Source organism: Pseudomonas sp. ADPe, assembly GCF_014843515.1.
GTDB lineage: Bacteria > Pseudomonadota > Gammaproteobacteria > Pseudomonadales > Pseudomonadaceae > Pseudomonas > Pseudomonas citronellolis.
Map to the genome: position 1 here is coordinate 3139653 of NZ_CP062122.1, position 25595 is coordinate 3165247.

A 25595-nucleotide genomic window follows, 5' to 3' on the forward strand; every position below is an offset into this window, starting at 1 on the left:
TCAGAAGGGGATGGTCAGGGCGGGGTCGACCGCCTTGAGCTGGTTGCGGAACACGTCCTTGATGCGTTCCAGTTCGGCTTCGGAATCCGCCTCGAAGCGCAGCACCAGCACCGGCGTGGTGTTGGAGGCGCGTACCAGGCCCCAGCCCTTGGGATAATCGACACGCACGCCGTCGAGGGTGGTGAGGTTGGCCTCGCCCCACTGGCCGTCGCGCTGCAGCGCTTCGATCAGGGCGAACTTGCTCTCGTCGGTGACGGTGATGTTGATTTCCGGTGTTGAGACGTCCAGCGGGAAGGCCGAGAACACATGCTCGCTGTCGCGTTTGTCGAGGCTGATGATCTCCAGCAGGCGGGCGGCGCTGTAGATGCCGTCGTCGAAGCCGTACCAGCGCTCCTTGAAGAAGATGTGGCCGCTCATCTCGCCGGCCAGCAGCGCGCCGGTTTCCTTCATCTTCTTCTTGATCAGCGAGTGGCCGGTCTTCCACATCACCGGGCGGCCGCCGTAGCCGCTGATGAGGGAGATCAGGCGGCGGGTGCACTTGACGTCGAAGATGATGTCGGCGCCCGGGTTGCGCGAGACCACGTCCTTGGCGAACAGCATCAGCAGGCGGTCGGGGTAGATGATGGTGCCTTCGTTGGTCACCACGCCCACGCGGTCGCCGTCGCCGTCGAAGGCCAGGCCGAGGTCGGCGCCGGTTTCCTTGACCTTGGCGATCAGGTCTTCGAGGTTCTCCGGCTTGCCCGGGTCCGGGTGGTGGTTGGGGAAGGTGCCGTCGACGTCGCAGTACAGCGGGATGACGGTGCAGCCCAGGGCCTCGATCAGTTGCGGGGCGATCACGCCGGCGACGCCGTTGCCGCAGTCCACCACCACTTTCAGCGGCTTGGCCAGGGCGATGTCGTCGCGGATCTGCTGGAAGTAGCGCGGCAGGATGTCCACCTGCTGCACCTTGCCCACGCCGCTGGCGAGGTCGTTGTTCTCGATGCGCTCGCGCAGGGCCTGGATCTGCTCGTTGGCCAGGGTCTCGCCAGCGACGACGATCTTGAAGCCGTTGTAGTCCGGCGGGTTGTGGCTGCCGGTGAGCATCACGCCCGACTTGCCCTCCAGGACGTTGGCCGCGTAGTACAGCACCGGGGTCGGCACCATGCCGATGTCGGTGACCTGGCAGCCGCAGTCGAGCAGGCCCTGGATCAGTTGCTGGACCAGCTCCGGGCCCGACAGGCGGCCGTCGCGGCCGACGCTGACGCAGGGCTCGCCGCGGGCCAGGCTCTCGGAACCGATGGCGCGGCCCACCCAGTAGGCGGTCTCGGCGGTCAGGGTGTCGCCGACCACGCCGCGGATATCGTAGGCGCGGAAGATGCTGGCGGGCAGTTGCGGGGCTTTGGGCGTGCTCATGGCGGGGGTTTGCTCCAATCCCAGGAGGTCCTGGTCTTCATCAAGAATGTCGATGTCCAGAATGTCGGTGTTCTGGAACAGTGGGTCGACCAGCTGCGTCTCGGCGCTGGCCGGCTTGTCGATCTTCGCCGCCACCGGGCGGGGCTCGGGGGCCGGTGCGGGGCTGGCGGGGGCCGGGGGCTCGGCCTTGCGCCTGGGCTGCCGCGCCAGCGCCTGGGCCAGCGGTTGCAGTGCGGCGAGGCCGACTTCAGGTGCTTTGGCAGTGCGCTGGCCACCGAGTTCCTGCAAGTACTGACCGATGGCCTGGGCGTCCTGGCGCAGGCGCCGTTGCAGGGCGCTTTGCGCGAGGTACACGCCCAGCAGCGCGCCGGCCAGCGCCAGCAGTGCGGCGCAGCCCAGCAGAGCCGGGGGATACAGCGCGGCGGTCAGGGCCGGGCCGGGGGTGAAGCTGAGTTTCCAGTTCGGGTTGCCGCTGGCCAGGTTCAGCGGCGCGGCGTTGCCGGCCTCGCCGCGTTGCAGCAGGACCTGCGCCGGCGAGCTGCCGAACTGCTGGGCCAGCTGCAGCTGGCCGGTGTCGGCGGGCATGTCCGGCAGGGCCTTGAGCAGGCGCTGCAGGTCGAAGACCAGCATCAGGCTGCCCTGGATGGCGTTGTCCGGGCCGCGCAGCGCGGTGGCGCTGTAGAGCAGCCAGCGCTGGCCGACGCGGTAGGCCTCGGGGGCGACGTTCTGCCCGCTCTCGGCGCGGCGCAGCATGTCCAGGGCGGCGTAGTTCAGCGGGCCGGAACGCTGGTTGTCCTGGCTGGCCTGGCCGCTGGCATTGAGGTGGACGTCCACCAGGCCGTCCTGGTGCCAGTGGGCGAGGGTGGCCTCCAGGGCGCGGGCGCTGTTGGCGTCGGCCAGCGCCGGCAGCAGCGCGGGGTTGGCGGCGGCGCTACGGGTGTCGGCGGCGAGCTGGAGCAGGGCCTGGCGCAGGGCGCCGGACTGGCTTTCGCCCCAGGCGCCGGCCAACTGCTGGCGGTGCATCTGCTCGGCGCTGCCGAACAGCGTCAGCCACAGCAGGGCGCCGGCGGCGGCCACGCCGAGGGTCGCCACGCCCAGGGCCGGCAGCAGCGACTTGAGTTCCGGCCGGGCCGCCGGGCCTGCCGAAGCCTTCGGCGGCGGGGCGACTTCCGGCAGGTCGGCCGTTCCCTTGGCACTGCGTTGGAAAAGTTTCATGCAACATCTCCTCGGCGAATCGTCCTGGAGGATTGTGTCAGTGGCTGCCCGAGTGCCCGAAACCGCCGGCGCCACGCTGGCTTTCGTCGAAGCTGTCGACCAGCTCGAAATGCGCCTGCACCACCGGCACCAGCACCAGCTGGGCGATGCGCTCGCCGATGGCGATGGTGAAGGGGGTGTTGCCGCGGTTCCAGCAGGAGACCATCAGCTCGCCCTGGTAGTCCGAGTCGATCAGCCCGACCAGGTTGCCCAGCACCACGCCGTGCTTGTGGCCCAGGCCCGAGCGCGGCAGCACCAGCGCGGCCAGGCCCGGGTCGGCGATGTAGATGGACAGGCCGGTGGGGATCAGCAGCGTCTGGCCGGGTTCGAGGACGGTGTCCTGCTTGAGCATGGCGCGCAGGTCCAGGCCGGCGGAACCGGGGGTGGCGTACTGCGGCAGGGGGAATTCGGCGCCCAGGCGCGGGTCGAGGATCTTGGCTTGCAGGGAATGCATCGGGTTCTCAGTGTCGTTTCAGGCGGTCGGCGATGAAGGCGATCAGCTGGCGGGCGATCTTGCCCTTGCTGGTCTGGGCGAAGGCAGTTTCGTGCAATTCGCGGTCGATCACGGTGATCGCGTTCTCTTCGCTGTTGAAACCGATCGAGGGGTTGGCCACGTCGTTGGCCACGATCAGGTCGAGGTTCTTGTCCTTGAGCTTGCGCGAGGCGTACTCCAGCAGGTTCTCGGTCTCCGCGGCGAAGCCCACGCTGAACGGCCGGTCGGCGCGCTGGGCGAGGGTGGCGAGGATATCCGGGTTGCGCACCAGCTGCAGCAGCAGGCCGTCGCCCGTGGTCGGGTCCTTCTTCAGTTTCTGCGTGGCGACCAGTTCGGGGCGGTAGTCGGCCACCGCGGCGGCGGCGATCAGCAGGTCGGCCGGCATCGCCGCTTCGCAGGCGGCGAGCATGTCGCGGGCGCTGACCACGTCGACGCGGCTCACCCGGTCGGGCGTCGGCAGGTGCACCGGGCCGGTCACCAGGGTCACCCGCGCGCCGGCTTCGGCGGCGGCCTCGGCCAGGGCGAAGCCCATCTTCCCGGAGCTGTGGTTGGTGATGTAGCGCACCGGGTCGATGTTTTCCTGGGTCGGGCCGGCGGTGATCAGCACGTGCTGGCCGGTTAGCGAGAGGAACTGGAAGCAGTCGGCGGCGCGCTGGGCCAGCTCCTCGGCCTCGAGCATGCGCCCGGGGCCGACGTCGCCGCAGGCCTGGCTGCCGGCGGCCGGGCCGAAGAAGTGCAAACCGCGGCCACGCAGCAGTTCGGCATTGGCCTGGGTGGCCGGGTCGCGCCACATGGCCTGGTTCATCGCCGGGGCCAGGGCGACCTGGGCATCGGTGGCCAGCACCAGGGTGGTCAGCAGGTCGTTGGCCACGCCCTGGGCCAGGCGCGCCATGACGTCGGCGGTGGCCGGGGCGATCAGCACCAGGTCGGCCCAGCGGGCCAGCTCGATGTGGCCCATGGCCGCTTCGGCGGCGGGGTCGAGCAGGTCCAGGTGCACCGGGTGGCCGGACAGCGCCTGGAGCGTCAGCGGGGTGATGAACTCACGGCCGCCCTGGGTCATCACCACGCGGACTTCCGCGCCCTGGTCGCGCAGGCGGCGGACCAGTTCGGCGCTCTTGTAGGCCGCAATACCGCCGCCCACGCCGAGGACGATGCGTTTTCGATAGAGCCGCTGCATAGGCCCGCCTTATCTTCGGAATTGGATGACGCGCGTCAGGGCCGGAGACGCCTCCCCAGGCCTCCGGTCGCGCGAAAGGGACGGGCTAAGATAGCACAGCGCCCGCCCCGGCACAGCGGGCGGCTCGACAGGGAGGTTGCATGAGCATTCGTCACTGGCCCGCGGCGGAACGCCCGCGGGAAAAACTCCTCGAACGCGGCGCGGCGAGCCTCAGCGACGCCGAGCTGCTGGCCATCTTCCTGCGCACCGGCGTGGTCGGCTGCAGCGCGGTGGAGCTGGCGCGGCGCCTGCTCCACGAGTTCGGCAGCCTGCGCGCGCTGCTGGAGGCGGACCAGGCCAGCTTCAGCAGCCACCTGGGCCTGGGCCGCGCCAAGTACGCCCAGCTGCAGGCGGTGCTGGAGATGGCCCGCCGCCACCTGGCCGAGCAGCTGCGCCGCGATTCCGCCCTGGAGAGCCCGCAGGCGGTGCGCGATTTCCTCAAGGCGCGGCTGCGCCACGAGGCCCACGAGGTGTTCGCCTGCCTGTTCCTCGACGGCCGCCACCGCGTCCTGGCCTTCGAGGTGCTGTTCCACGGCTCCATCGACAGCGCCAGCGTCTACCCGCGCCAGGTGGTCAAGCGCGCCCTGGCGCACAACGCCGCGGCGCTGATCCTCAGTCACAACCATCCCTCGGGCATCACCGAGCCGAGCCAGGCCGACCGCAGGCTGACGCAGCGCCTGAAGGACGCCCTGGCGTTGGTGGACGTGCGCGTGCTCGACCACTTCATCGTCGGCGACGGCGAGCCGCTGTCGATGGCGGAGATGGGCTGGGTGTGAGGCTCGCCGTGGGGCCGGTATCGCGCCGGCCCCACGTTGAACGGCGCCTCAGAGGCTGACCTTGGAGAAATCCTGGCGGCCGAACGGGTTCACGGCGTAGCCCTTGACCTCCTTGCGCAGCAGCACCGAGGCCGTGGGGTGCGCCAGCGGCAGCCACAGGGCCTGGTCGTGGATCAGCTGCTGGGCGTCGTGGTAGAGCGCGCTGCGCTTGTCCTGCTCGCTCAGCGCCTTGCCCTGGCTGATCAGGCCGTCCAGCTTCGGGTCGCAGAAGCGCGCGAAGTTCAGCCCGGACTTCACGCTGGCGCAGGAGAATTGCGGGGTAAGGAAGTTGTCCGGGTCGCCGTTGTCGCCGGCCCAGCCCATGAACAGCAGGTCGTGCTCGCCGGCCTTGGCGCGGCGGATCAGTTCGCCCCACTCGATCACGCGGATCCCGGCCTGGATGCCGACCTTGGCCAGGTCGGCCTGCAGCAGCTGCGCGCCCAGGCTCGGGTTGGGGTTGAGCAGGCTGCCGCTGGGGCGCGTCCAGATGGTGGTCTTGAAGCCGTCCTTCAGGCCGGCCTTTTCCAGCAGTGCCTTGGCCTGGGCGGGGTCGTGGGGGTAGCCGGGGATGTCCTTGGCATAGCTCCAGGTGTTCGGCGGGTAGACGCCCTCGGCGGCAGTGGCGCTGCCTTCGAACACCGACTTCAGGTAGGTCTGGCGGTCGAAGGCGAGGTTGATCGCCTGGCGCACCTCGGGCTTGTCCAGCGGCGGGTGCTGGCTGTTCAGGGCGACGAAGGCGGTCATGAACGCCGGCGTCTGCTCGATGCGCAGGGCCGGGTCCCTGGCCGCGGCCTCGACGTCCAGCGGCTTGGGCGACAGGGCGATCTGGCATTCGCCGCGCTTGAGGCGCTGCAGGCGCACGTTGGCGTCTGGGGTGATGGCGAACAGCAGGTTGTCCACCGCCGGCTTGCCGGCGAAGTAGTCCGGGTTGGCGGTGTAGCGGATCTGCGCGTCCTTCTGGAAGCGCTTGAAGACGAAGGGGCCGCTGCCGATGGGCTGGGCGTTGAGCTTCTCCGGGGTGCCGGCCTTCATCAGCTGGTCGGCGTACTCGGCGGAATAGATGGAGGCGAAGCCCATGCTGAGCATGGGCAGGAAGGTGGCGTCGGGGTGGCTCAGGGTGAAGCGCACCTGGTGCTCGTCGACCTTCTCCACGGCTTTTATCAGGGCCGGCAGCTGCAGCGACTGGGCGTGGGGGAAGCCGCTCTGCGCCACCTTGTGCCAGGGCTGAGCCGGGTCGAGCATGCGCTGGAAGCTGAACAGCACGTCGTCGGCGCCCAGCTCGCGGCTGGGGCTGAAGTAGTCGGTGTGGTGGAACTTCACTCCGCTGCGCAGCCTGAAGTCGTAGGTCAGGCCGTCGGCGGAGACCGTCCAGCTCTCGGCCAGGCTCGGCACCACCTTGCCCTGCGCCGCGTCGAACTCCACCAGGCGGTTCATCAGCACGTCGGCCGAGGCGTTGGTGGTGGTCAGGGCATTGAACTGCACGACGTCGAAGCCGTCGGGGCTGGCCTCGGTGCAGACACTGAGGGTGCTGGCGCCGGCCAGGGCGGGGGCCAGCAGCAGGGCGAGTGGAAGCAGACGCATGACGGACTCCGGAAATGGTGGGAAAATGCCCGTCCCGTGGGCTGGGCGCAGTCATGCAAGGCCGTTGTCGGCCTTGAACCGGCTACCCTAGACCAAGCCGCGGCGGGCGACAACGGTGAAAGTCGACGAACGGCAAGGGCGCCGGGCCGCGGCCCCGCTGCGCCGGCATGTGGATAAGCCGCTTGCTCCCTTGCGGCACTAGGCGGCTTTCTGATATAAAGCTGCGCTCTTTTCTGGGGCCCTGCCCCGTCGACTCGGAATCGAGTGGCGGTCGGGCAGGTAAGACCCGGGTGGAAACCAAGTATCAACGAGTTCAAGCAGCCAACCCATGCCGGGTTTGGCATGTGGTTTATAGAGGGCTGAGCCATGTCGAGAGTTTGCCAAGTGACCGGTAAGGGTCCGGTTACCGGGAACAACATTTCCCACGCACACAACAAAACCCGCCGCCGTTTCCTGCCGAACCTGCAGCACCACCGTTTCTGGGTTGAGTCCGAGAAGCGCTTCGTACGCCTGCGCGTTTCCGCCAAGGGCATGCGTATCATCGACAAGCGTGGCATCGAGGCCGTCCTGAACGACCTGCGCGCCCGCGGCGAAAAATTCTAAGGAGCTGCAATCATGCGTGAACTGATCCGTCTGGTGTCCAGCGCCGGTACCGGCCACTTCTACACCACCGACAAGAACAAGCGCACCAAGCCTGAGAAGATCGAGATCAAGAAGTTCGATCCGGTCGTTCGCAAGCACGTGATCTACAAGGAAGCCAAGATCAAGTAATTGATCCCGGCCCTTGCGAAGAAACCCGCCAATTGGCGGGTTTTTTCATGTCTGCGCGGCGGGGCTGGTGGGGCCGTTCGTGCCACCGGGGCGTCCGGCGTGGCCGGCGAATCCCATCGCGGACGAAGCCCGCTCCTAGCGCATGAGCGAGCGTGGCTTTTCGTCGGATGGGTTGAGCTTGCGAAACCCATGCGGTTGCGCTGATGGGTATCGCTGCGCTCAACGCCATCCTACGAAAAACGCCTCGGCGCAGACAGTTGCTCCTACGCCCGTGCAACGCCATTGGCGTTATCCGCCCTGCAATGACAGGGCAGCCCCCAACAAAACAAAAACGCCGCTTTGGAGAAAGCGGCGTTTTTTCGTCAAACAGCTATCAAGCCTTCTGTTCGAAGATCACATAGACCTTGCGGCAAGGCTCCAGCACCTCCCAGGTGCCCTTGAAGCCGGCCGGGATGACGAAGCGATCGCCGGTGCGCACGGTCTTGGCGCCGCCGTCGGCATCGCGGATCACCGACACGCCCTGGAGGATCTCGCAGTATTCGTGCTCGGTGTAGTTGATGGTCCAGTGGCCGACCGCGCCTTCCCAGATGCCGACGTTGAACTGGCCGCAGGGGCTGGCGTAGTGGTTGCGCACGCTTTGCTCGGGATCGCCCTTGAGGACCTTCTCCGGCGCCGGGCGGTAGTGCTCGGCGGCGGTGCCGGCCTGGGCGAAGTCGACGATCTGCTCGATGTTCATGCTGACTCTCGTTTTATTGTGGGTTGTACGAGTGCTCCGCCACTGCGGGCGGGCCCGGACGGAGGCGGAATCGATCGAGTCTATGTTTAATAAAACGAACGTGACAAGGCGTTTTGGTGCCAAAGTGTCAAAAATATTGAAAATTCGCCCATCCCGGTTTAGGGTGGCGGACAGCGTGGCCCTCGCGCCGCCTTGCAGAATTTCTGACAGCGCGCCCATCCCCGGGGCGCCGGGACTTCGATAAGTAATTCAATAAGAGGACAAGTTGTCATGAGTACCCTCACTCGCGCCGACTGGGAAGCTCGCGCCCAGAACCTGAAGATCGAAGGCCGTGCCTTCGTCGACGGCCAGTACGTCGATGCCGCCGACGGCGCCACCTTCGACTGCATCAGCCCGGTGGATGGCCGCTTCCTGGCCAAGGTCGCCAGCTGCGACGCCGCCGACGCCGAGCGCGCCGTGCAGGTTGCCCGTGCCGCCTTCGAGTCCGGCGTGTGGTCGCGCCAGGCGCCGGCCAAGCGCAAGAAGGTCATGATCCGCTTCGCCGAGCTGATGATGCAGCACGCCGAAGAACTGGCCCTGCTGGAAACCCTGGACATGGGCAAGCCGATCAGCGACGCGCTGAACATCGACGTCGCCAGCGCCGCCAACAGCATCCGCTGGAATGCCGAAGCCATCGACAAGGTCTACGACGAAGTCGCCGCCACCCCGCATGATCAGCTGGGCCTGGTCACCCGCGAAGCCGTGGGCGTGGTCGCCGCCATCGTGCCGTGGAACTTCCCCCTGCTGATGTCCTGCTGGAAGCTCGGCCCGGCCCTGGCCACCGGCAACTCGATGATCCTCAAGCCGTCCGAGAAGTCGCCGCTGACCGCCATCCGCGTCGCCCAGCTGGCCGTCGAGGCCGGCATCCCGAAAGGCGTGCTGAACATCCTGCCGGGCTTCGGCCACACCGTGGGCAAGGCCCTGGCCCTGCACATGGACGTCGACACCCTGGTGTTCACCGGTTCGACCAAGATCGCCAAGCAGCTGATGGTCTACGCCGGCGAGTCGAACATGAAGCGCGTGTGGCTGGAAGCCGGCGGCAAGAGCCCGAACATCGTCTTCGCCGACGCGCCTGACCTGAAGGCCGCCGCCGAATCCGCCGCCAGCGCCATCGCCTTCAACCAGGGCGAAGTGTGCACCGCCGGTTCCCGCCTGCTGGTGGAAAAATCCATCAAGGCCGAGTTCCTGCCGCTGGTGGTCGAAGCGCTGAAGGCCTGGAAGCCGGGCAACCCGCTGGACCCGGAAACCAACGTCGGCGCGCTGGTCGACACCACCCAGATGAACAACGTGCTGAGCTACATCCAGGCCGGCCACGACGACGGCGCCAAGCTGGTGGCCGGCGGCAAGCGCACCCTGGAAGAGACCGGCGGCACCTACGTCGAGCCGACCATCTTCGACGGCGTGACCAACGCCATGCGCATCGCCCGCGAGGAAATCTTCGGCCCGGTGCTGTCGGTGATCGAGTTCGAGGACGCCGAGGAAGCCGTGCGCATCGCCAACGACACCCCGTACGGCCTGGCCGCCGCGGTCTGGACCAGCAACCTGTCCAAGGCCCACCTGATCGGCAGGGCCCTGCGCGCCGGCAGCGTGTGGATCAACCAGTACGACGGCGGCGACATGACCGCGCCCTTCGGTGGTTTCAAGCAGTCGGGCAACGGCCGTGACAAGTCGCTGCACGCCTTCGACAAGTACACCGAGCTGAAGGCTACCTGGATCAAGCTGTAATAACGTTCGGAGGGGCTGCGCGTCGGCCATGCTGCGTTGTGATCGGATTCGGCCTGCTCATTTACTGGCGTAAACTGCGCGTCCGAATCCGATCACGCCTTGCCTGGCTCTAGCTCGCGCCCTCCGTGGCGAAGTCCAGAGTCAAAGGCTTACAAGGTCGGCCCCCTCGCCGGGGCCGGCTCTGACAAAGAGCCATACCCGCGGCCGGGTTTCCCTTGGGGAGCCCGGCCGCTTTGCATTGCGCGCCGGGCCCGGCATCTGGCCCGGAGTGCGCTCCGGATGGAACGGGAGAACGACAATGCGTTGGGGTGCCTATTTCGCTGTCTGCCTGTCGGTCATCAGCATCGGCCTGGCCCTCGGCCTGACCATGCCCCTGGTGTCCTTGCGCCTGGAAAGCTGGGGCTACGGCAGCTTCGCCATCGGCGTGATGGCCGCCACGCCAGCCGTCGGCGTACTGCTCGGCGCGCTCATCTCCGGGCGCCTGGCCGCCCGCCTGGGCACGCCGCGGCTGATGCGCTGGTGCCTGCTCAGCGGGGCCTTTTCCGTCGGCCTGCTGGCGCTGCTGCAGAACTACCCGGTGTGGCTGGTGCTGCGCCTGCTGATCGGCGTGCAACTGACCGTGGTGTTCATCCTTGGCGAAAGCTGGATCAACCAGCTGGCCGTGGAGAAATGGCGTGGCCGCCTGGTGGCCCTGTACGGCACCGGCTATGCGCTGAGCCAACTGTCCGGCCCGGTGCTGCTGACCTTTATCGGCACCGCCGACGACCGCGGCTTCTGGCTGGGCGTCGGCCTGCTGGTGTGCGGTTCGCTGTTGCTCGTCGGTCGCGGCGGCGCACCCAGGGTGGACCCGCACAGCGCCTCGGGGCGCGGCCTGTTCGCCTTCTGCGCCAAGCTGCCGGCCATCGCCTGGGCGGTGGTGCTGTTCGCCGGTTTCGAGGCGATGATCCTCACCCTGCTGCCGGTCTACGGCGTGCGCCAGGGCTTCACCCAGGCGGTGGCGCTGACCATGGTCACGGTAGTGGTGGTGGGCGACGCGCTGCTGCAGCTGCCCATCGGCTGGCTGGCCGACCGGGTATCGCGGCAGACGCTGTTCAAGGGCTGCGGCATCGTCCTGCTGCTGAGCAGCCTGGGCATTCCGCCGCTGCTGCACGGGCCGGCGATCTGGCCGGTGCTGGTGCTGTTCGGCGCGAGCGCCGGGGGGCTCTTTACCCTGTCGCTGATCCTCATCGGCGAGCGCTACCGCGACGATGCGCTGGTCCGCGCCAACGCGCACATCGCCCAGCTGTGGGGCATCGGCTGCCTGATCGGACCGCTGACCACCGGCGCGGTCAGCCAGTGGGTGAGCGGCCATGCGCTGCCGCTGATGATGGCCCTGGGCGCCTTCGGTTTCGTCGTGCTGGTATGGCGCAAGGGCTTGCCGCCGGTGGAACTGGAGGGCGATGAGCTGCCGGAAGCGAGCGGGCGCTGAGGCCCGCTGCTCTTCGTAGGATGGGTTGAGCTTGCGATATCCATGCGGCCGCGGTGATGGGTATCGCTGCGCTCAACGCCATCCTACGGGGCGACTCCTGCCACGTAGCGGGACTCCGTCCGCGATGGGCCGAGCCCACGCACGGTGATCGCGGATAACGCCTATAACATCCTCTCCAGCCCGATGGCACCGGCGATCCAGGCGTTGAAGCGGCGCCACAGGCTGCCCGGCTCGTGGTGCAGCACGTGCGGATGGCCGTCGCGCTCGTCGACCCAGGTCAACCTCGGGCGGCTGCCGCTGCGGTCGATGCGTACCTGGTAGCTGACGCTGGGCGACATCCCGGCCAGCGCCAGCTTGCGCGTCTGCTCCGCCAGTTCCGGGCTGTCGACGATGATGCCGACCTCGGTGTTCCAGATGATCGAGCGCGGGTCGAAGTTGAAGGAGCCGATGAACACCTGGCGCCGGTCGAAGACGATGGCTTTGCTGTGCAGGCTGGCGCTGCTGGAGCCGCGCACCGTCCAGGGCGCGCCGGCCAGGCGCTGGTCCGGCTGGGCGCGCAGTTCGTGGAGCTGCACGCCGTGCTCCAGCAGGGCCATGCGGTAGGGCGCGTAGCCGGCGTGCACGGCGGGCACGTCGGTGGCTTCCAGGGAATTGGTCAGCAGGCGCACGCTGACGCCGTCGTCGGCGCGGCCGGTGAGGTAGGTGACGCCGCTGTCGGTTGGCACGAAGTAGGCCGAGACCAGGATCAGTTCCTTCGACACCTGGCGGAACAGCGGTTCGAGCTGGGTGCTCAGCTGTTGCTGCGGGCGGCTCTGGCCGCGGTCCAGGACCTTCAGCGGGTCGTCCCAGATGGCGCGGCCCGGGGCCCAGACCAGGTCGTCGAGCCAGCTGTCCAGGTTCGACGAGGCGCCGCGCAGGTGCAGGCGTTGCAGGTAGGCGGAGTGGCGCACCCGGCTCTTTTCCAGGTAGCTGTCCAGGCCGCGCCGGGCGCGTTCAAGGTCGGCGCGCTCGGGCTTGCCCCACAGGTAGTCCTCGATGGGGCGGCTGATGGCGCTGTTCCAGTACTGGTCGAAGCTCTGTCCCAGCTCCTTGGCCACCGGGCCGACGCCGAGCAGGTCGAGGTCGCTGAAGTTCATTTCCGCCTTGGCGCCGAAGTACTCGTCGCCCAGGTTGCGCCCGCCGACGATGGCCACGCTGTTGTCGGCCAGCCACAGCTTGTTGTGCATGCGCCGGTGCTGCTCGACGAGGTTGAACAGGCGCCCGAGGTTGCGCGTGATGCCGGTGCTGCGGCCCAGGTGCAGCGGGTTGAACAGGCGCACCTGGATGTTCGGGTGGGCGGCCAGCACGCCGATCTCGTAGTCCCATCCGTCGCTGCTGGTGTCGTCGATCAGCACGCGCACGCGCACGCCGCGGTCGGCGGCCTTGAGCAGCTCGTGGATGAGCGCGCGGGTGGTGAGGCCGTCGTGGACTATGTAGTACTGGATGTCCAGGCTGCGCTGGGCGGCGCGGATCAGCTCGGCGCGGGCGAGGAAGGCGTCGCTGCTGGAGGCCAGCAGGCGGAAGCCGGAGGCGCCGGGGTGCGCCGCCGCGCGTTGCTGCACGGCGTCGCCGAGGGCCGTGCCGCCCGGCGACAGGGCGTGCGAGGGCGTGGGCAGGGGAACGCTGGCGCAGCCGCCGAGCAGCAGCAGCGCCAGCCACAGGAAGCGTGGTAGCAAGCGGGAATCTCCAGGCCGCCCGCCGTAGCGGGACTGCGGAGATTCTAGCCGCTCAGCGCCTCCTTGAAGCGATACCAGGCCATGCCCAGCGCCAGCAGCGGCGAACGCAGCAGCTTGCCGCCGGGGAAGGTGACGTGCGGGACCTTGGCGAACAGCTCGAAACCGCCGCCCTGCTGCCCGGCGATGGCCTCGGCGAGCAGCTTGCCGGCCAGGTGGGTGGCGTTCACCCCGTGACCGGAATAGGCCTGGGCGAAGTACACGTTGGGCTGGCCGGGCAGGCGGCCGATCTGCGGCAGGCGGTTGGCGCCGATGCCGATCATGCCGCCCCACTGGTAGTCGATGCGCACGTCGGCCAGGTGCGGGAACACCTTGAGCATCTTCGGCCGCATGTAGGCGGCGATGTCCGCCGGGTCGCGCCCGGAGTAGTGGCAGGCGCCGCCGAACAGCAGGCGGTTGTCGGCGGAGAGGCGGTAGTAGTCCAGGGCCACGCGCTGGTCGCACACCGCCATGTTCTGCGGCAGCAGCTCGTGGGCGAGGTCCGCCGGCAGCGGCTCGGTGGCGATGACGTAGCTGCCGGCCGGCAGCACCTTGCCGTCCAGGTAGTGGTTCAGGCCGTTCTGGTAGGCGTTGCAGCCGACCACCAGGGTCTTGGCGCGCACGCTGCCCTTGGCGGTGCGTACCCGCACTTCGGCGCCGTAGTCGATGTGGGTGACCTGCGAATCCTCGAACAGGCGCACGCCCAGGGACTGCGCCGCGGCCGCCTCGCCCAGGGCCAGGTTGAGCGGGTGCAGGTGGCCCGAGCCCATGTCCACCATGCCGCCGACGTAGCAGTCGGCGCCGACGATGCTGCGCATTTCCTCCTGCGGGACCAGGCGCAGCTCGTGGGTGTAGCCCAGGCTCTTGAGTTCTTCGTAGTCCTCGCGGAAGCCCTCGACGTCCGAGGCCTTGTTGGCCAGGTCGCAGTAGCCCCAGGTCAGGTCGCAGTCGATGCCGTACTTCTCCACGCGCTGGCGCACGATCTGCACCGCCTCAAGGCCCATCAGCTTGAGCTGGCGCACGCCGTCCTTGCCGATCACCGGCTCGAACTGCTCGACGCCATGGCCGACGCCGCGGATCAGCTGGCCGCCGTTGCGCCCGCTGGCGCCCCAGCCGATCTTGCGGGCCTCCAGCAGGACCACCGAGAAGCCGCGCTCGGCCAGCTCGATGGCGGTGTTCAGCCCGGAGAAGCCGCCGCCGATGATGCACACGTCGGCCACTTCCTCGCCGGCCAGGGGAGGGCACTGGATGCGACGGTTGAGGGTCGCGGCGTAGTAGGAAGGGGCGTGCTGGTCGGTGTGCACCGGGAGGCGAACGCGGGCGTTCATGTGCGATATCCTGATTATTGTGTTGTTAAAATTTTACGCAGGATAAACGCCGGCTTCCCGCCACGCCAAGGGGGGAAGCCGTAAAAACTCGACAAGCTGTTGCGATCAGTCGGGAATCGGCAGGGTCAGGCTCTCCTTGACCTCTTCCATCACGATGTAGCTCTTCGACTCGCGCACGTGGGGCAGCTTCAGCAGGATGTCGCCGAGCAGCTTGCGGTAGGAGGCCATTTCCGAGATGCGCGCCTTCACCAGGTAGTCGAAGTGGCCGGACACCAGGTGGCACTCCAGCACGTGGGGCAGCTTGAGCACGGCGCGGCGGAAGTCCTCGAAGGTGTCGCCGGACTTGTAGTCCAGGCTGATCTCGACGAACACCAGCAGGCTGGCCTTGAGGTACTGCGGGTTCAGCCGGGCGTTGTAGCCCATGATGATGCCTTCGCGCTCCAGGCGCCGCACCCGCTCGGTGCAGGGGGTGGTGGAGAGGCCGACGCGCTCGCCCAGCTCGGTGAAGGAAATGCGCCCTTCTTCCTGGAGGATGCGCAGGATGTTGCGGTCGATCTTGTCCAGTTCGCGGCGGCTTTGGTGCTGGGTTCTCATGGAGGCTGCTCGGGGGCGGTGCTTATGGTTGGTGATTGTCGCCAAATATAGACGTTAAGCCAGTGGATATCACTGCCCCTTGATCTTCTGCGGGCACGCCGCCAGCCTGTTCCCAGGTCCGCGCCGGATGCGCGGGCCTTCCACTTCGCCGCCGGAGCCTGGCATGCGCTCGACCCGTACCCGAATCCTGCTGTTGCTGGTGCTGCTCATCGCGCTGCTCGCCCTCTGGGCGGGGCAGGCCTGGCAGCGGCTGCTCGCGGAGCAGGGCATCGCCGGCCTGGACTGGCAGGGGCCGGGCATTTCATTGGACGGTCTGACACTGCAACGGCTGGCCGTAACGCGGGAAAAGTCCGCTTCGCGCCTGGAAATCCAGGCCGATCAGCTGCGCCTGGGCTGGCCGCGGCGTATCGACGGGCGCTGGCGCCTGGGTGGCCTGGAGCTACAGCGCTTGCGCGTGGGTTCCTGGCCCGCCGCCGCGACCACGGAAGAGGCGGGGGAGTGGCCGACGCCCGACCAGGTGGGCCTGTGGCTCGGCCTGCTGCCGCAGCGGGCCGTCCTGCAGCGCGCCGAGTTCGAACTGCCCTGCGCCGGGCAGCGGCGCTGCACCCTGGTTGGCAGCCTGCACTGGCAGCAACTGCCCGGCAATGCCGCGTCCCTGGCCGCCGAACTGCAGCAGGGTGGCCAGCGCCTGGCCCTCGACGGCACCCTGCGCCCGGAACAGGACGCCTGGCGGCTGGAGCTGAAGGCCGATCTGGATGGCGAACGCCTGGCCGACCTCGACGCCAGCTGGGCGCCAGCCGAGCGCCACTGGCGCGGCAGCCTGGCCAGCCCCGGGGTGCCGCCACTGGACGCCGTGCGCGCCTGGCTGGCGCCCTGGTTGCCGACGCCGACCCTGCCGGTCTCCCTACCCGAGGCCGGACGCCTGCGCCTGAGCTGGGACAGCACCCTCGGCGGCGACGGCCCCTGGCCGGACTGGCCCGCACTGCGCGACAGCCAGGGCGAACTGGAGCTGGCCATGCAATTGCCGCAGCCCTGGCCGCTACCGGGCCTGGGCACCTTGCAGGGCGACCTGCAACTTCAGGCGGCCGCGACCGCGCCGGGGCAGTGGCGGCCGCGGGTGCTGGACGGCGACCTCTACCTGGCCGACCTCTATGGCGACTGGCTGCAGGCGCTACCGGTGGGCCTGCGCCCGGCCAGCCTGCGCCTGGGCCTACAACCCGACGACACTGCTCCCGGCGCGGTACGCCTGGACCTGCGCGGCAAGGGCGCCAGCGACCTGCGCCTGCAAGGCGTGCTGGCGCTGGTGGAGGGTGAAGCCTTGTCCCTGGCCCTGAGCCAGGCCCGCTTGCAGGCCCAGGTAGCGGACCTGCAACTGCCCGGCCTGCGCCTGGGCAAGGCGGCGCTCGACCTGCCGCTGGACGGCGAGATTGGCCAGGCCGCGGCCAGCCTGCGCCTGGGCAAGGGCGCCAAGCTGAGCCTGGGCAGCCTGGCCGGGCCCCAGGGGCTGAAGGCCGCCAAGCTCGGCGCGACGGCGGACAAGGCCAGCCTGGCGCTGGGCTATGCCGCCGGCCAGCCCTTCAGCCTGGGCTTCGACGGCGCGGTGCAACTGTCGGCCGGCGAGCTGCGCCAGGCGCACCTCAAGCCGCTCGCCTGGAGCTACCAGGGCCAGCTCGGCGCCGGCCTGGCGCAGCAACAGCTCAAGGGCCGGCTGCAGAATAGCGGCGGCCTGGCCGCCGACGTCGAGTTGCGCCACCAGGCCGACGGCAGCCTGGAACTGACGGCGCAACTACCGGAATTCTTCCTGCGCAGCGGCAACCCGCTGGCGGCCAGCCTGGCCGACTGGCCGGCGCTGCTCAGCCTGAACAACGGCCGCCTGCAGGCCCGCGCGCAGTGGCGCCTGCCACCGGGGCAGGGCGCCCAGCAGCTGGACCTGACGCTGAACGGCCGGGGCCTGGAAGGCGTCTACGACCGCAGCGAGATCCACGGCCTGGACGGCGAGGCGAAGCTGCAACTGCGCGGCTCGCAACTGACGCTGCAGTTGCCCGGCCTGCGCGTGGAACAGCTCAACCCCGGCGTGCTGCTCGGGCCCCTGCAGTTCCAGGGTGGCTACAGCGCCAGCCTGGACCAGCCGCTGGCCGGCCGCCTGGACTGGCGCCAGGCCGAGTTGAAGCTGTTCGGCGGCCGCGCCTGGCTGGACGGCGGCACGCTGCAACTGGCCCGTGACAATCCCGCGCAGAGCCTGCATCTGCAAGGCGTGCTGCTGGAGGAAATCCTCAAGGCCTATCCCGCCGAGGGCCTTGCCGGCAACGGCATCCTCGACGGCGAGCTGCCGCTGTTGCTCGGCCCGGGCGGGCTGCGCATCCAGGGCGGCCAGGTCGCCGCGCGGCTGCCGGGCACCCTGCAGTTCCGCTCGGAGAAGATCCGCGCCCTCGGTCAGAGCAACCCGGCCATGCAACTGGTGGCGACCATGCTCGACGACTTCCGCTACGAGCGCCTGGCCAGCCGCGTGGATTATGCTGAGGGCGGCCGCCTGCTCCTGGCCCTGGCCATCAGCGGCCGCAACCCGGCGCTGGAGCAGGGGCGGCCGGTGAACCTCAACGTCAACCTGGAGGAGAACATCCCGGACCTGCTGACCAGCCTGCAGCTGAGCGACCGGGTCAGCGACACCATCCGCAAGCGCGTGCAGGAACGCCTGCGCAACCAGCCACCTGCCGCGCCCTGATCGCAAGGAGAACACCGCATGCGCCCATGCGCACTCATCGCCGTCCTGGCCCTGCTCGGGCTCAGCCAGGGCTGTACGCCGACGGTACAGCTGGCGGCGCCCAAGGAGCCGATCAACATCAACCTCAACGTGAAGATTGAGCACGAGATCTACATCAAGGTCGACAAGGCCCTGGATGGCATCATCAACGAGAACAGCGGTCTGTTCTGAGGAGCTTCTAGATGACACTGCGCAGCAAACTCGGCGTCGCCCTGCTGGCCCTTTGCGTCAGCCTGCCGGCCCTGGCCATGAGCCTGGAGCAGGCCATGTCGGCCCTGGGCGGGGCCAAGGCCCAGGGCCTGGTCGGCGAGCAGCCCGACGGCTACCTAGGGGTGGTCAGCAACAGCGGCCAGGCGGCGGACATCGCCGCCCAGATCAACGCCGCGCGCCGCGCCGAGTACCAGAAGGTGGCCGGCCAGAGCGGCGCCAAGCTCGGCGACGTGGAAGCCCTGGCCGGCAAGAAGGCCATGGACCGCACCCCGTCCGGGCAATACATCCAGCTCAATGGCAAGTGGGTACGCAAGTAAGGGGATTTCCCTGGCGCCGCCGCCTGTCGGGCGGCGCCTGCGACCTGCCGTCGCGGCAGCGCTTATTCCTGTCGGCCCCGGTCCTGGCGGGAGTAAATCCCGTGTTCGCCGAAGCGCGCCGAATTAGTTGCTGAAAACCGTGATCCGACATACTTGCATGGCTATGGATTTTTCAGGTGTTTTTGCTGGTTGTCTGGTGGATGCGCCTCCGTGAAAGGCGTTTTCACCAAGAATTTCCTTCAATTACCGCTTGTTAAATAGTGATTATTTCTGCGGTCGAATTCCTATACTGCGCGCAACTGACGTTCAAAATAAGAAACGTCGCGTGCCCCACGCGACGTGGGAGGCAGCGATGCGCGTTCTGGTTCTCGGCAGCGGTGTGATCGGCACCGCCAGTGCTTACTATCTGGCCCGTTCCGGCTTCGAAGTGGTGGTGGTCGACCGCCAGCCCGGCCCGGCCCTGGAAACCAGCTTCGCCAACGCCGGCCAGGTTTCCCCCGGCTACGCCTCGCCCTGGGCCGCTCCGGGCATCCCGCTGAAGGCCATGAAGTGGCTGCTGGAGAAGCACGCGCCGCTGGCCATCAAGCTCACCGGCGACCCCAGCCAGTACGCCTGGATGTGGCAGATGCTGCGCAACTGCAACGCCGCCAGCTACGCGGTGAACAAGGAGCGCATGGTGCGCCTGTCCGAGTACAGCCGCGACTGCCTCGACGAACTGCGCGCCGAAACCGGCATCGCCTACGAAGGCCGCACCCTGGGCACCACCCAGCTGTTCCGCACCCAGGCCCAGCTCGACTCCGCCGCCAAGGACATCGCCGTGCTGGAAAGCTCCGGCGTGCCCTATGAAGTCCTCGACCGCGCCGGCATCGCCCGCGTCGAACCGGCCCTGGCCAAGGTGGCCGACAAGCTGGTCGGCGCCCTGCGCCTGCCCAACGACCAGACCGGCGACTGCCAGATGTTCACCACCAAGCTGGCCGAACTGGCCCAGGGCCTGGGCGTGGAGTTCCGCTTCAACCAGAACATCCAGCGCCTGGACTTCGCCGGCGACCGCATCAACGGCGTGTGGATCGACGGTCAACTGGTCACCGCCGACCACTACGTGCTGGCCCTGGGCAGCTACTCGCCGCAGATGCTCAAGCCGCTGGGCATCAACGCCCCGGTCTACCCGCTGAAGGGCTACTCGCTGACCGTGCCGATCACCAACCCGGACATGGCGCCGACCTCGACCATCCTCGACGAGACCTACAAGGTCGCCATCACCCGCTTCGACCAGCGCATCCGCGTCGGCGGCATGGCCGAGATCGCCGGTTTCGACCTGTCGCTGAACCCGCGCCGCCGCGAGACCCTGGAAATGATCACCACCGACCTCTACCCCGAGGGCGGCGACGTCAGCCAGGCGACCTTCTGGACCGGCCTGCGCCCGGCCACCCCGGACGGCACCCCGATCGTCGGCGGCACCCGCTACCGCAACCTGTACCTGAACACCGGCCACGGCACCCTGGGCTGGACCATGGCCTGCGGTTCGGGCCGCTACCTGGCCGACCTGATGGCGAAGAAGCGCCCGCAGATCAGCACCGACGGCCTGGACATTTCCCGCTACAGCAACGCCTCGGAGGCTCAGAATGGCCATCCAGCGCCTGCACACTAATGGCCGCATGAGCCAGATCGTCGTCCACAACGGCACCGTCTACCTGGCGGGCCAGGTGGGCGACGACATGGCCGCCGGCGTCGAACAGCAGACCCGCGAGGTCCTGGCCAGCATCGAGCGCCTGCTCGAAGAGGCCGGCACCGACAAGACGCGCATCCTCTCGGTGACCATCTACCTGAAGGACATCGACGCGCACTTCGCCGGCATGAACGCCGTCTGGGACCAGTGGTTGCCGCAAGGCACCGCCCCGGCCCGCGCCACCGTGGAAGCCAGGCTCTGCGAGCCTGAGATCCTGGTGGAGATGTCGGTGGTCGCGGCCCTGCCGTAAACCCTTTGCGTGGGGCCTGGTCGGATTGCCAGGCCTTTTTTTGCTTCACGGCCTTCGTCGGTGCGGGTTCGCCCGCGGCTGCGCCGTACCCGAATAACAGAGAGTTCCCGCCATGCGTCCAGCCCGTGCCCTGATCGACCTCCAGGCCCTGCGCCACAACTACCGCCTGGCCCGCGAAGTCAGCGGCGCGCGTGCGCTGGCGGTGGTCAAGGCCGATGCCTACGGCCACGGCGCGGTGCGCTGCGCCAAGGCCCTGGAGGCGGAGGCCGACGGCTTCGCCGTGGCCTGCATCGAAGAGGCCCTGGAGCTGCGCGAAGCCGGCATCCGCGCGCCCATCCTGCTGCTGGAGGGCTTCTTCGAGGCCAGCGAACTGGAGCTGATCGAGCGCCATGACTTCTGGTGCGTGGTGCACTCGGCCTGGCAACTGGAGGCCATCGAGCGCGCCCGCCCGGCCAAGCCGCTGACGCTGTGGCTGAAGATGGACTCGGGCATGCACCGCGTCGGCTTCTTCCCGCAGGACTACGCCGCCGCCCTGGCGCGCCTGCAGGCCCTGCCGCACGTGGCCAAGGTGGTGCTGATGAGCCACTTCGCCCGCGCCGACGAGCTGGACTGCACACGCACCGGGGAGCAGGTCGCCGCCTTCGAGGCCGTGCGCGCCGGCCTGGGCCAGCCCTACGAGGTCAGCCTGCGCAACTCCCCCGGCATCCTCGGCTGGCCGAGCGTGCCCAGCGACTGGGTGCGCCCGGGCATCATGCTCTACGGCGCCACCCCCTTCGAACAGGCCCAGCCGCTGGCCGACCAGCTGCGCCCGGTGATGACCCTGGAGTCGAAGATCATCGGCGTGCGCGAACTGCCGGCCGGCGAGCCGGTGGGCTACGGCGCGCGCTACGTCGCCGAGCGCCCGGTGCGCGTCGGCGTGGTCGCCATGGGTTATGCCGACGGCTACCCGCGCCACGCGCCGGATGGCACCCCGGTGTTCATCGACGGCCAGGCTAGCCGCATCATCGGCCGGGTGTCCATGGACATGCTCACCGTCGACCTCACCGACCTGCCCGGCGCCGGCCTGGGCAGCCGCGTCGAGCTGTGGGGGCCGAACGTCCCGGCCAGCCAGCTCGCCAGCCTGTGCGGCAGCATCCCCTATCAATTGTTCTGCAACCTCAAGCGCGTACCGCGTGTCTACAGCGGCGACTGAGCGACGAACTGCGTAAAGTTTGCGCAGTATCCGAGGCCGATCTGTTGTAAATACTGAACGGTGTTGCCATGATACGGGCACTTCGGAACCCGCTCGCCGCAAGGCGCAGGCGGGTTCCGCCCGTTAGAGCCTGGCAGAACAAGAAATAAGGAGGACCCGACCCTTGGACGTTGGCGCTCGTCTGCAAGCCATCCGCAAACTCAAAGGGCTGTCCCAGCGTGAACTCGCCAAGCGCGCGGGCGTCACCAACAGCACCATCTCGATGATCGAGAAGAACAGCGTGAGTCCGTCGATCAGCTCCCTGAAGAAGGTGCTGGGCGGCATCCCCATGTCCCTGGTGGAGTTCTTCTCCCTGGACATCGAGCAGGACAGCAACACCCAGGTGGTCTACAAGGCAGACGAACTCAGCGACCTGTCCGACGGCGACATCATCATGAAGCTGATCGGCAAGGCCTATCCCAGCCGCGCCATCACGCTGCTCGACGAGACCTACCCGCCAGGCGCCGACACCGGCGACGACATGTACTCCCATGAAGGCGAGGAGACCGGCGTGCTGGTCGAAGGCCGCCTGGAGCTGACCGTCGGCGACGAGGTGTACGTCCTCGAAAGCGGCGACAGCTACTATTTCGACAGCACCCGCCCGCATCGCTTCCGCAACCCCTTCGATGCGCCGGCGAGGCTCATAAGCGCGACCACTCCGGCAAATTTTTAGAGGCGGCTGAGCCGCCTGCGACCGTATGACGCAAGGCCCTCGCGGGCCCTGCAATTGTTTCAGACGCGCGCTCTTCCGTTATACTTGCGGCCGCCCGCGCTACCTAGACTGCGATGGAAACCGTGCCCGGGCGTACAAGCCACGATGAGGGTAAAAGGGTGAACCTGATAAAGAAAATCCTGGTGGCCCAGGCCGCCGTATTGGCCCTGATGGCCGCTGGCGCCCAAGCCACGACCAATGACGACATCGCCAAGCGCCTGGAACCGGTGGGCAAGGTCTGCGTCCAGGGCAAGGAGTGCGAAGGCGTCGGCGCTGTCGCTTCCGCCGGAGGTGGCGGTGCGCCGCGTTCGGGCGAAGAGATCGTCGGCAAGGTCTGCACCACCTGCCACGGCACCGGCCTGCTGGGTGCGCCCAAGGTCGGCGACAAGGGCGAGTGGGGCAAGCGCGCCAAGGAGCAGGGCGGCCTCGATGGCCTGCTGGCCAAGGCCATTTCCGGCATCAACGCCATGCCGCCGAAAGGCACCTGCGCCGATTGCTCGGACGACGAGCTGAAGGCTGCCATCAAGCACATGTCCGGCCTCTGAGCCACGGGCTGGCAGGAAAAGCCGCTTACGGGCCGATGCTGTCCGCTCAAGAAAGAATGCCGTTTCTCTGGTTGGGGAAACGGCATTTTTCATAGGGGGTGGGGCTGGGGCTTGGCTTGCAGAGTGGGGCCTCGGCTCCGCGCGTCGATCCTCACCCCCTCATGCTCGCGAACAGACTCCGCTGCGGGGCTCATTCGCGAGCAAGCTCGCTCCTACGCCGCCCCCACCCACGCCATTCCCCTGTAGGAGCGCGCCCTGCGCGCGAATCGCGGGCAGGGCCAGCTACGGTTCCAGGAAGCACGGCTTTTCGTAGGATGGCGTTGAGCGAAGCGATACCCATCAGCGCAACCGCATGGGTTTCGCACGCTCAACCCATCCTACGAAGAGCACCTCGGCGCAAGACAGTTACTCCTACGGTGCCAGGAAACACGGCTTTTCGTAGGATGGCGTTGAGCGCAGCGATACCCATCAGCGCAACCACATGGGTTTCGCAAGCTCAACCCATCCTACGAAAAACACCTCGGCGCAGACAGTTGCTCCTACGGTTACAGGAAGCGCGGGCGGAGCGGACTTTGTCCGCGATTGGATTTACCGGCCACGCCGGACGCCCCGGTGGCGCGAACGGCCCCCTCCGCTGAACCACCGCGCCACTTGAATGAAAAGACGCCGGAGCCTCCCCGCCGGTTTCCGGTCCAAACTTGGACAGGCAACCACGGAGGATCGCACCTTGGCGCACCGCTGCACCCTCGACGAAGCCGTCGATCACCTGCTGGCCGGGCTCGATGGCCCGATTCGCCTGGGCCTGCCGTTGGGCCTGGGCAAGCCCAATCACCTGGTCAACCTTCTCTACCGGCGCCTGGGCGAGCAGCCGGCGCGCCAGTTGACGCTCTACACGGCGCTGTCGCTGGGCCGGCCCCAGGCCGGCAGCGAGCTGCAGCGGCGCTTTCTCGAACCCTTCGTCGAACGCCTGTACGGCGACTACCCGGAACTCGACTACCTGCGCGACCTGCGCCAGGGCAGCCTGCCGCCGAACGTGCGCGTCGAGGAGTTCTACCTGCAGCCGGGCAGCCTGCTGGACAGCGCGCCGGCGCAGCAGAACTACATCAGCTGCAACTACAGCCACGTCGCCCGCGACCTCGACGCCAAGGGCATCAACGCCGTGGCCCAGCTGGTCGCCCGTGACCCGGCGCGGTCCGGCAGGCTGAGCCTGGCGTGCAACCCGGACATCACCCTCGACCTGCTGCCCATGCTGCGCCGCCGCCGCGCGGCCGGCGAGCGCATCCTCTGTATCGGCGTGGTGCACCGCGACCTGCCGTACATGCCGGGCGACGCCGAGGTCGACGAAGATATCTTCGACCTGCTGGTGGAGCAGCCGGCGGATACCAGCACGCTGTTCTCCACGCCCTACATGCCGGTGGGCTGGCAGGACCACTGCATCGGCCTGCACGCCAGCGCTTTGGTGCGCGACGGCGGCACCCTGCAGGTGGGCATCGGCGCCATGGGCGATGCGGTGACCTCGGCGCTGCTGCTGCGCCAGCGTGACAACACCGCGTACCGCGCGCTGCTCGCCGAACTGGAGATCGCCGAGCGCCACGCCGGGCTGATCGACCGCGAAGGCGGCTTGGGCGCCTTCACTCAGGGCCTCTACGGTTGCAGCGAGATGTTCGTGCCGGGCCTGCTGGACCTGGCCGAGGCCGGCGTGCTCAAGCGGCAGGTTCATCCACAGGCGCAGCAGCACCGCGCGGACGCCGACGGCGTCTGGCTGCACGCTGGCTTCTTCCTCGGCCCGCAGGCCTTCTACCAGCGCCTGCGCGAACTGCCGGCCGAGTGCCTGGCTGGCATCGCCATGACCGGCATCGGCTTCGTCAACAACCTCTACCGCGACGAGGAGCTCAAGCGCCTGCAGCGCCGCGATGCACGCTTCATCAACAGCGCCTTCACCGTGACCCTGCTCGGCGCCGGGGTGGCCGACCAACTGGAGGACGGCCGCGTGGTCAGCGGCGTCGGCGGCCAGTACAACTTCGTCGCCCAGGCCCACGAGCTGTACGGCGGGCGCTCCATCCTGCTGCTGCGCAGCTGGCGCGAGAGCGGCGGCGAGGTCAGCTCGAACATCGTCTGGAGCTATGGCCACACCACCATCCCGCGGCACCTGCGCGACATGGTGGTGACCGAGTACGGCATCGCCGACCTGCGCGGGAAGAACGATGCCGAGGTGATCGAAGCGCTGCTGGCCATCGCCGATTCACGCTTCCAGGACGGCCTCATCGCCGAGGCCAAGGCGGCGGGCAAGCTGCCGGCGGATTTCGAGCTGGACCGGCGCCACCGCGACAACCTTCCCGAACGCCTGCAGACGCTGTGCGCACAACACCGCGAGGCCTTGCCGGAATACCCGCTGGGTTGCGATTTCACCCCGGAAGAGCGCGACCTGCTGCGGGCGCTGACCTGGCTGAAAAGCAAGCTCCGGCTCAGCGAGATCCTCGAACTGGGCAGGGCCACCCTGGACGCGCCGGAACCGGAGGCCTTCCCGGCGCACCTGCAGCGCATGGGCCTGGAGCAGCCGGACGGCCTGCGCGAAGAGCTCTACCAGCGCTTGATCCTCGCCGGTCTGCACGCCACCCGGGACGGCTTTATGTAGGCGCGAACGAAGGGCATGAAAAAGGCGGGAACCCTTGCCGGGCGC

At 68.2% G+C, this 25595-nt stretch carries 22 protein-coding genes; 14 read left to right on the top strand and 8 right to left on the bottom strand.

From position 1 onward, the window contains the following. From IG194_RS14305 to coaBC, 3 genes are read right to left on the bottom strand one after another with little or no spacing between them, the layout of a single operon-like run. Complete coding sequence (locus IG194_RS14305; protein WP_058488035.1) at window positions 1-2607, bottom strand: phosphomannomutase/phosphoglucomutase; 2607 nt, start codon at window positions 2605-2607, stop codon at window positions 1-3. Between the two features lie 37 nt (window positions 2608-2644). Then, on the bottom strand, window positions 2645-3100 hold the full coding sequence (gene dut / locus IG194_RS14310; RefSeq protein WP_009614122.1) for a dUTP diphosphatase: 456 nt from the start codon (window positions 3098-3100) through the stop codon (window positions 2645-2647). A gap of 7 nt (window positions 3101-3107) precedes the next feature. Further along, complete coding sequence (coaBC, locus tag IG194_RS14315) at window positions 3108-4316, bottom strand: bifunctional phosphopantothenoylcysteine decarboxylase/phosphopantothenate--cysteine ligase CoaBC (protein WP_009614121.1); 1209 nt, start codon at window positions 4314-4316, stop codon at window positions 3108-3110. A 140-nt stretch (window positions 4317-4456) separates the two neighbouring features. Between coaBC and radC the strand changes: the two genes are divergently transcribed. Further along, a complete protein-coding gene (radC, locus tag IG194_RS14320; RefSeq protein ID WP_009614120.1) occupies window positions 4457-5131 on the top strand; it encodes a RadC family protein in 675 nt (224 codons plus the stop codon). 48 nt (window positions 5132-5179) lie between these two features. On the opposite strand, the gene IG194_RS14325 is transcribed toward radC, so the two are convergent. After that, a complete protein-coding gene (locus IG194_RS14325; RefSeq protein WP_058488036.1) occupies window positions 5180-6751 on the bottom strand; it encodes an ABC transporter substrate-binding protein in 1572 nt (523 codons plus the stop codon). Between the two features lie 366 nt (window positions 6752-7117). Between IG194_RS14325 and rpmB the strand changes: the two genes are divergently transcribed. Both rpmB and rpmG read left to right on the top strand, forming a co-directional pair. Continuing rightward, window positions 7118-7354 carry a 50S ribosomal protein L28 gene (rpmB, locus tag IG194_RS14330; RefSeq protein WP_009614118.1) on the top strand — a complete coding sequence of 79 codons (237 nt, stop codon included), beginning with the start codon at window positions 7118-7120 and terminating at the stop codon, window positions 7352-7354. 12 nt (window positions 7355-7366) lie between these two features. Next, a complete protein-coding gene (rpmG, locus tag IG194_RS14335) occupies window positions 7367-7522 on the top strand; it encodes a 50S ribosomal protein L33 (protein WP_009614117.1) in 156 nt (51 codons plus the stop codon). A 373-nt stretch (window positions 7523-7895) separates the two neighbouring features. Here the strand turns inward: rpmG and IG194_RS14340 are convergent, their stop codons facing one another. Next, the gene (locus tag IG194_RS14340; RefSeq protein WP_009614116.1) at window positions 7896-8258 is read right to left on the bottom strand and encodes a cupin domain-containing protein; all 363 of its coding nucleotides are present in this window, start codon (window positions 8256-8258) and stop codon (window positions 7896-7898) included. A 270-nt stretch (window positions 8259-8528) separates the two neighbouring features. On the opposite strand from IG194_RS14340, the gene IG194_RS14345 reads away from it, so the two are divergent. Then, on the top strand, window positions 8529-10022 hold the full coding sequence (locus tag IG194_RS14345) for an aldehyde dehydrogenase (RefSeq protein WP_058488037.1): 1494 nt from the start codon (window positions 8529-8531) through the stop codon (window positions 10020-10022). Between the two features lie 298 nt (window positions 10023-10320). Next, window positions 10321-11490 carry an MFS transporter gene (locus tag IG194_RS14350; RefSeq protein ID WP_058488038.1) on the top strand — a complete coding sequence of 390 codons (1170 nt, stop codon included), beginning with the start codon at window positions 10321-10323 and terminating at the stop codon, window positions 11488-11490. 161 nt (window positions 11491-11651) lie between these two features. On the opposite strand, the gene IG194_RS14355 is transcribed toward IG194_RS14350, so the two are convergent. The 3 genes from IG194_RS14355 to dadR all read right to left on the bottom strand — a co-directional run bounded on the left by IG194_RS14355 (window position 11652) and on the right by dadR (window position 15163). Further along, window positions 11652-13205, bottom strand: a complete 1554-nt coding sequence (locus tag IG194_RS14355) for a phospholipase D family protein (RefSeq protein WP_058488039.1) — start codon at window positions 13203-13205, stop codon at window positions 11652-11654. A gap of 44 nt (window positions 13206-13249) precedes the next feature. Continuing rightward, complete coding sequence (locus tag IG194_RS14360; protein ID WP_058488040.1) at window positions 13250-14569, bottom strand: NAD(P)/FAD-dependent oxidoreductase; 1320 nt, start codon at window positions 14567-14569, stop codon at window positions 13250-13252. Between the two features lie 105 nt (window positions 14570-14674). Further along, window positions 14675-15163, bottom strand: coding sequence for a transcriptional regulator DadR (gene dadR, locus IG194_RS14365; protein WP_009614106.1), 489 nt, complete (start codon window positions 15161-15163; stop codon window positions 14675-14677). 163 nt (window positions 15164-15326) lie between these two features. On the opposite strand from dadR, the gene IG194_RS14370 reads away from it, so the two are divergent. The 9 genes from IG194_RS14370 to IG194_RS14410 all read left to right on the top strand — a co-directional run bounded on the left by IG194_RS14370 (window position 15327) and on the right by IG194_RS14410 (window position 25550). After that, on the top strand, window positions 15327-17885 hold the full coding sequence (locus IG194_RS14370) for a YdbH domain-containing protein (RefSeq protein WP_058488041.1): 2559 nt from the start codon (window positions 15327-15329) through the stop codon (window positions 17883-17885). An 18-nt stretch (window positions 17886-17903) separates the two neighbouring features. Further along, window positions 17904-18095 (top strand): YnbE family lipoprotein, encoded by a 192-nt coding sequence (locus IG194_RS14375; protein ID WP_009614103.1) that lies wholly within the window; start codon window positions 17904-17906, stop codon window positions 18093-18095. Window positions 18096-18106: 11 nt separating this feature from the next. Then, window positions 18107-18451 (top strand): YdbL family protein, encoded by a 345-nt coding sequence (locus IG194_RS14380; RefSeq protein WP_009614101.1) that lies wholly within the window; start codon window positions 18107-18109, stop codon window positions 18449-18451. Between the two features lie 352 nt (window positions 18452-18803). Beyond that, window positions 18804-20099: a D-amino acid dehydrogenase gene (gene dadA, locus IG194_RS14385; RefSeq protein ID WP_043268135.1), complete on the top strand. Its 1296-nt coding sequence runs from the start codon at window positions 18804-18806 to the stop codon at window positions 20097-20099. Continuing rightward, the gene (locus IG194_RS14390; RefSeq protein WP_043268137.1) at window positions 20074-20427 is read left to right on the top strand and encodes a RidA family protein; all 354 of its coding nucleotides are present in this window, start codon (window positions 20074-20076) and stop codon (window positions 20425-20427) included. Before dadA ends, IG194_RS14390 begins: the two co-directional genes overlap by 26 nt. 112 nt (window positions 20428-20539) lie before the next feature. Further along, window positions 20540-21619, top strand: coding sequence for an alanine racemase (gene alr / locus IG194_RS14395; RefSeq protein ID WP_058488042.1), 1080 nt, complete (start codon window positions 20540-20542; stop codon window positions 21617-21619). Window positions 21620-21782: 163 nt separating this feature from the next. Continuing rightward, entirely contained in the window at window positions 21783-22331 is a 549-nt protein-coding gene (locus tag IG194_RS14400) for a cupin domain-containing protein (RefSeq protein WP_009614094.1), read from the top strand. A 158-nt stretch (window positions 22332-22489) separates the two neighbouring features. Beyond that, window positions 22490-22915, top strand: a complete 426-nt coding sequence (locus IG194_RS14405) for a c-type cytochrome (RefSeq protein ID WP_009614092.1) — start codon at window positions 22490-22492, stop codon at window positions 22913-22915. Between the two features lie 796 nt (window positions 22916-23711). Beyond that, window positions 23712-25550, top strand: a complete 1839-nt coding sequence (locus tag IG194_RS14410; RefSeq protein ID WP_141679880.1) for an acetyl-CoA hydrolase/transferase C-terminal domain-containing protein — start codon at window positions 23712-23714, stop codon at window positions 25548-25550. The last annotated feature ends 45 nt before the right edge of the window (window positions 25551-25595 follow it).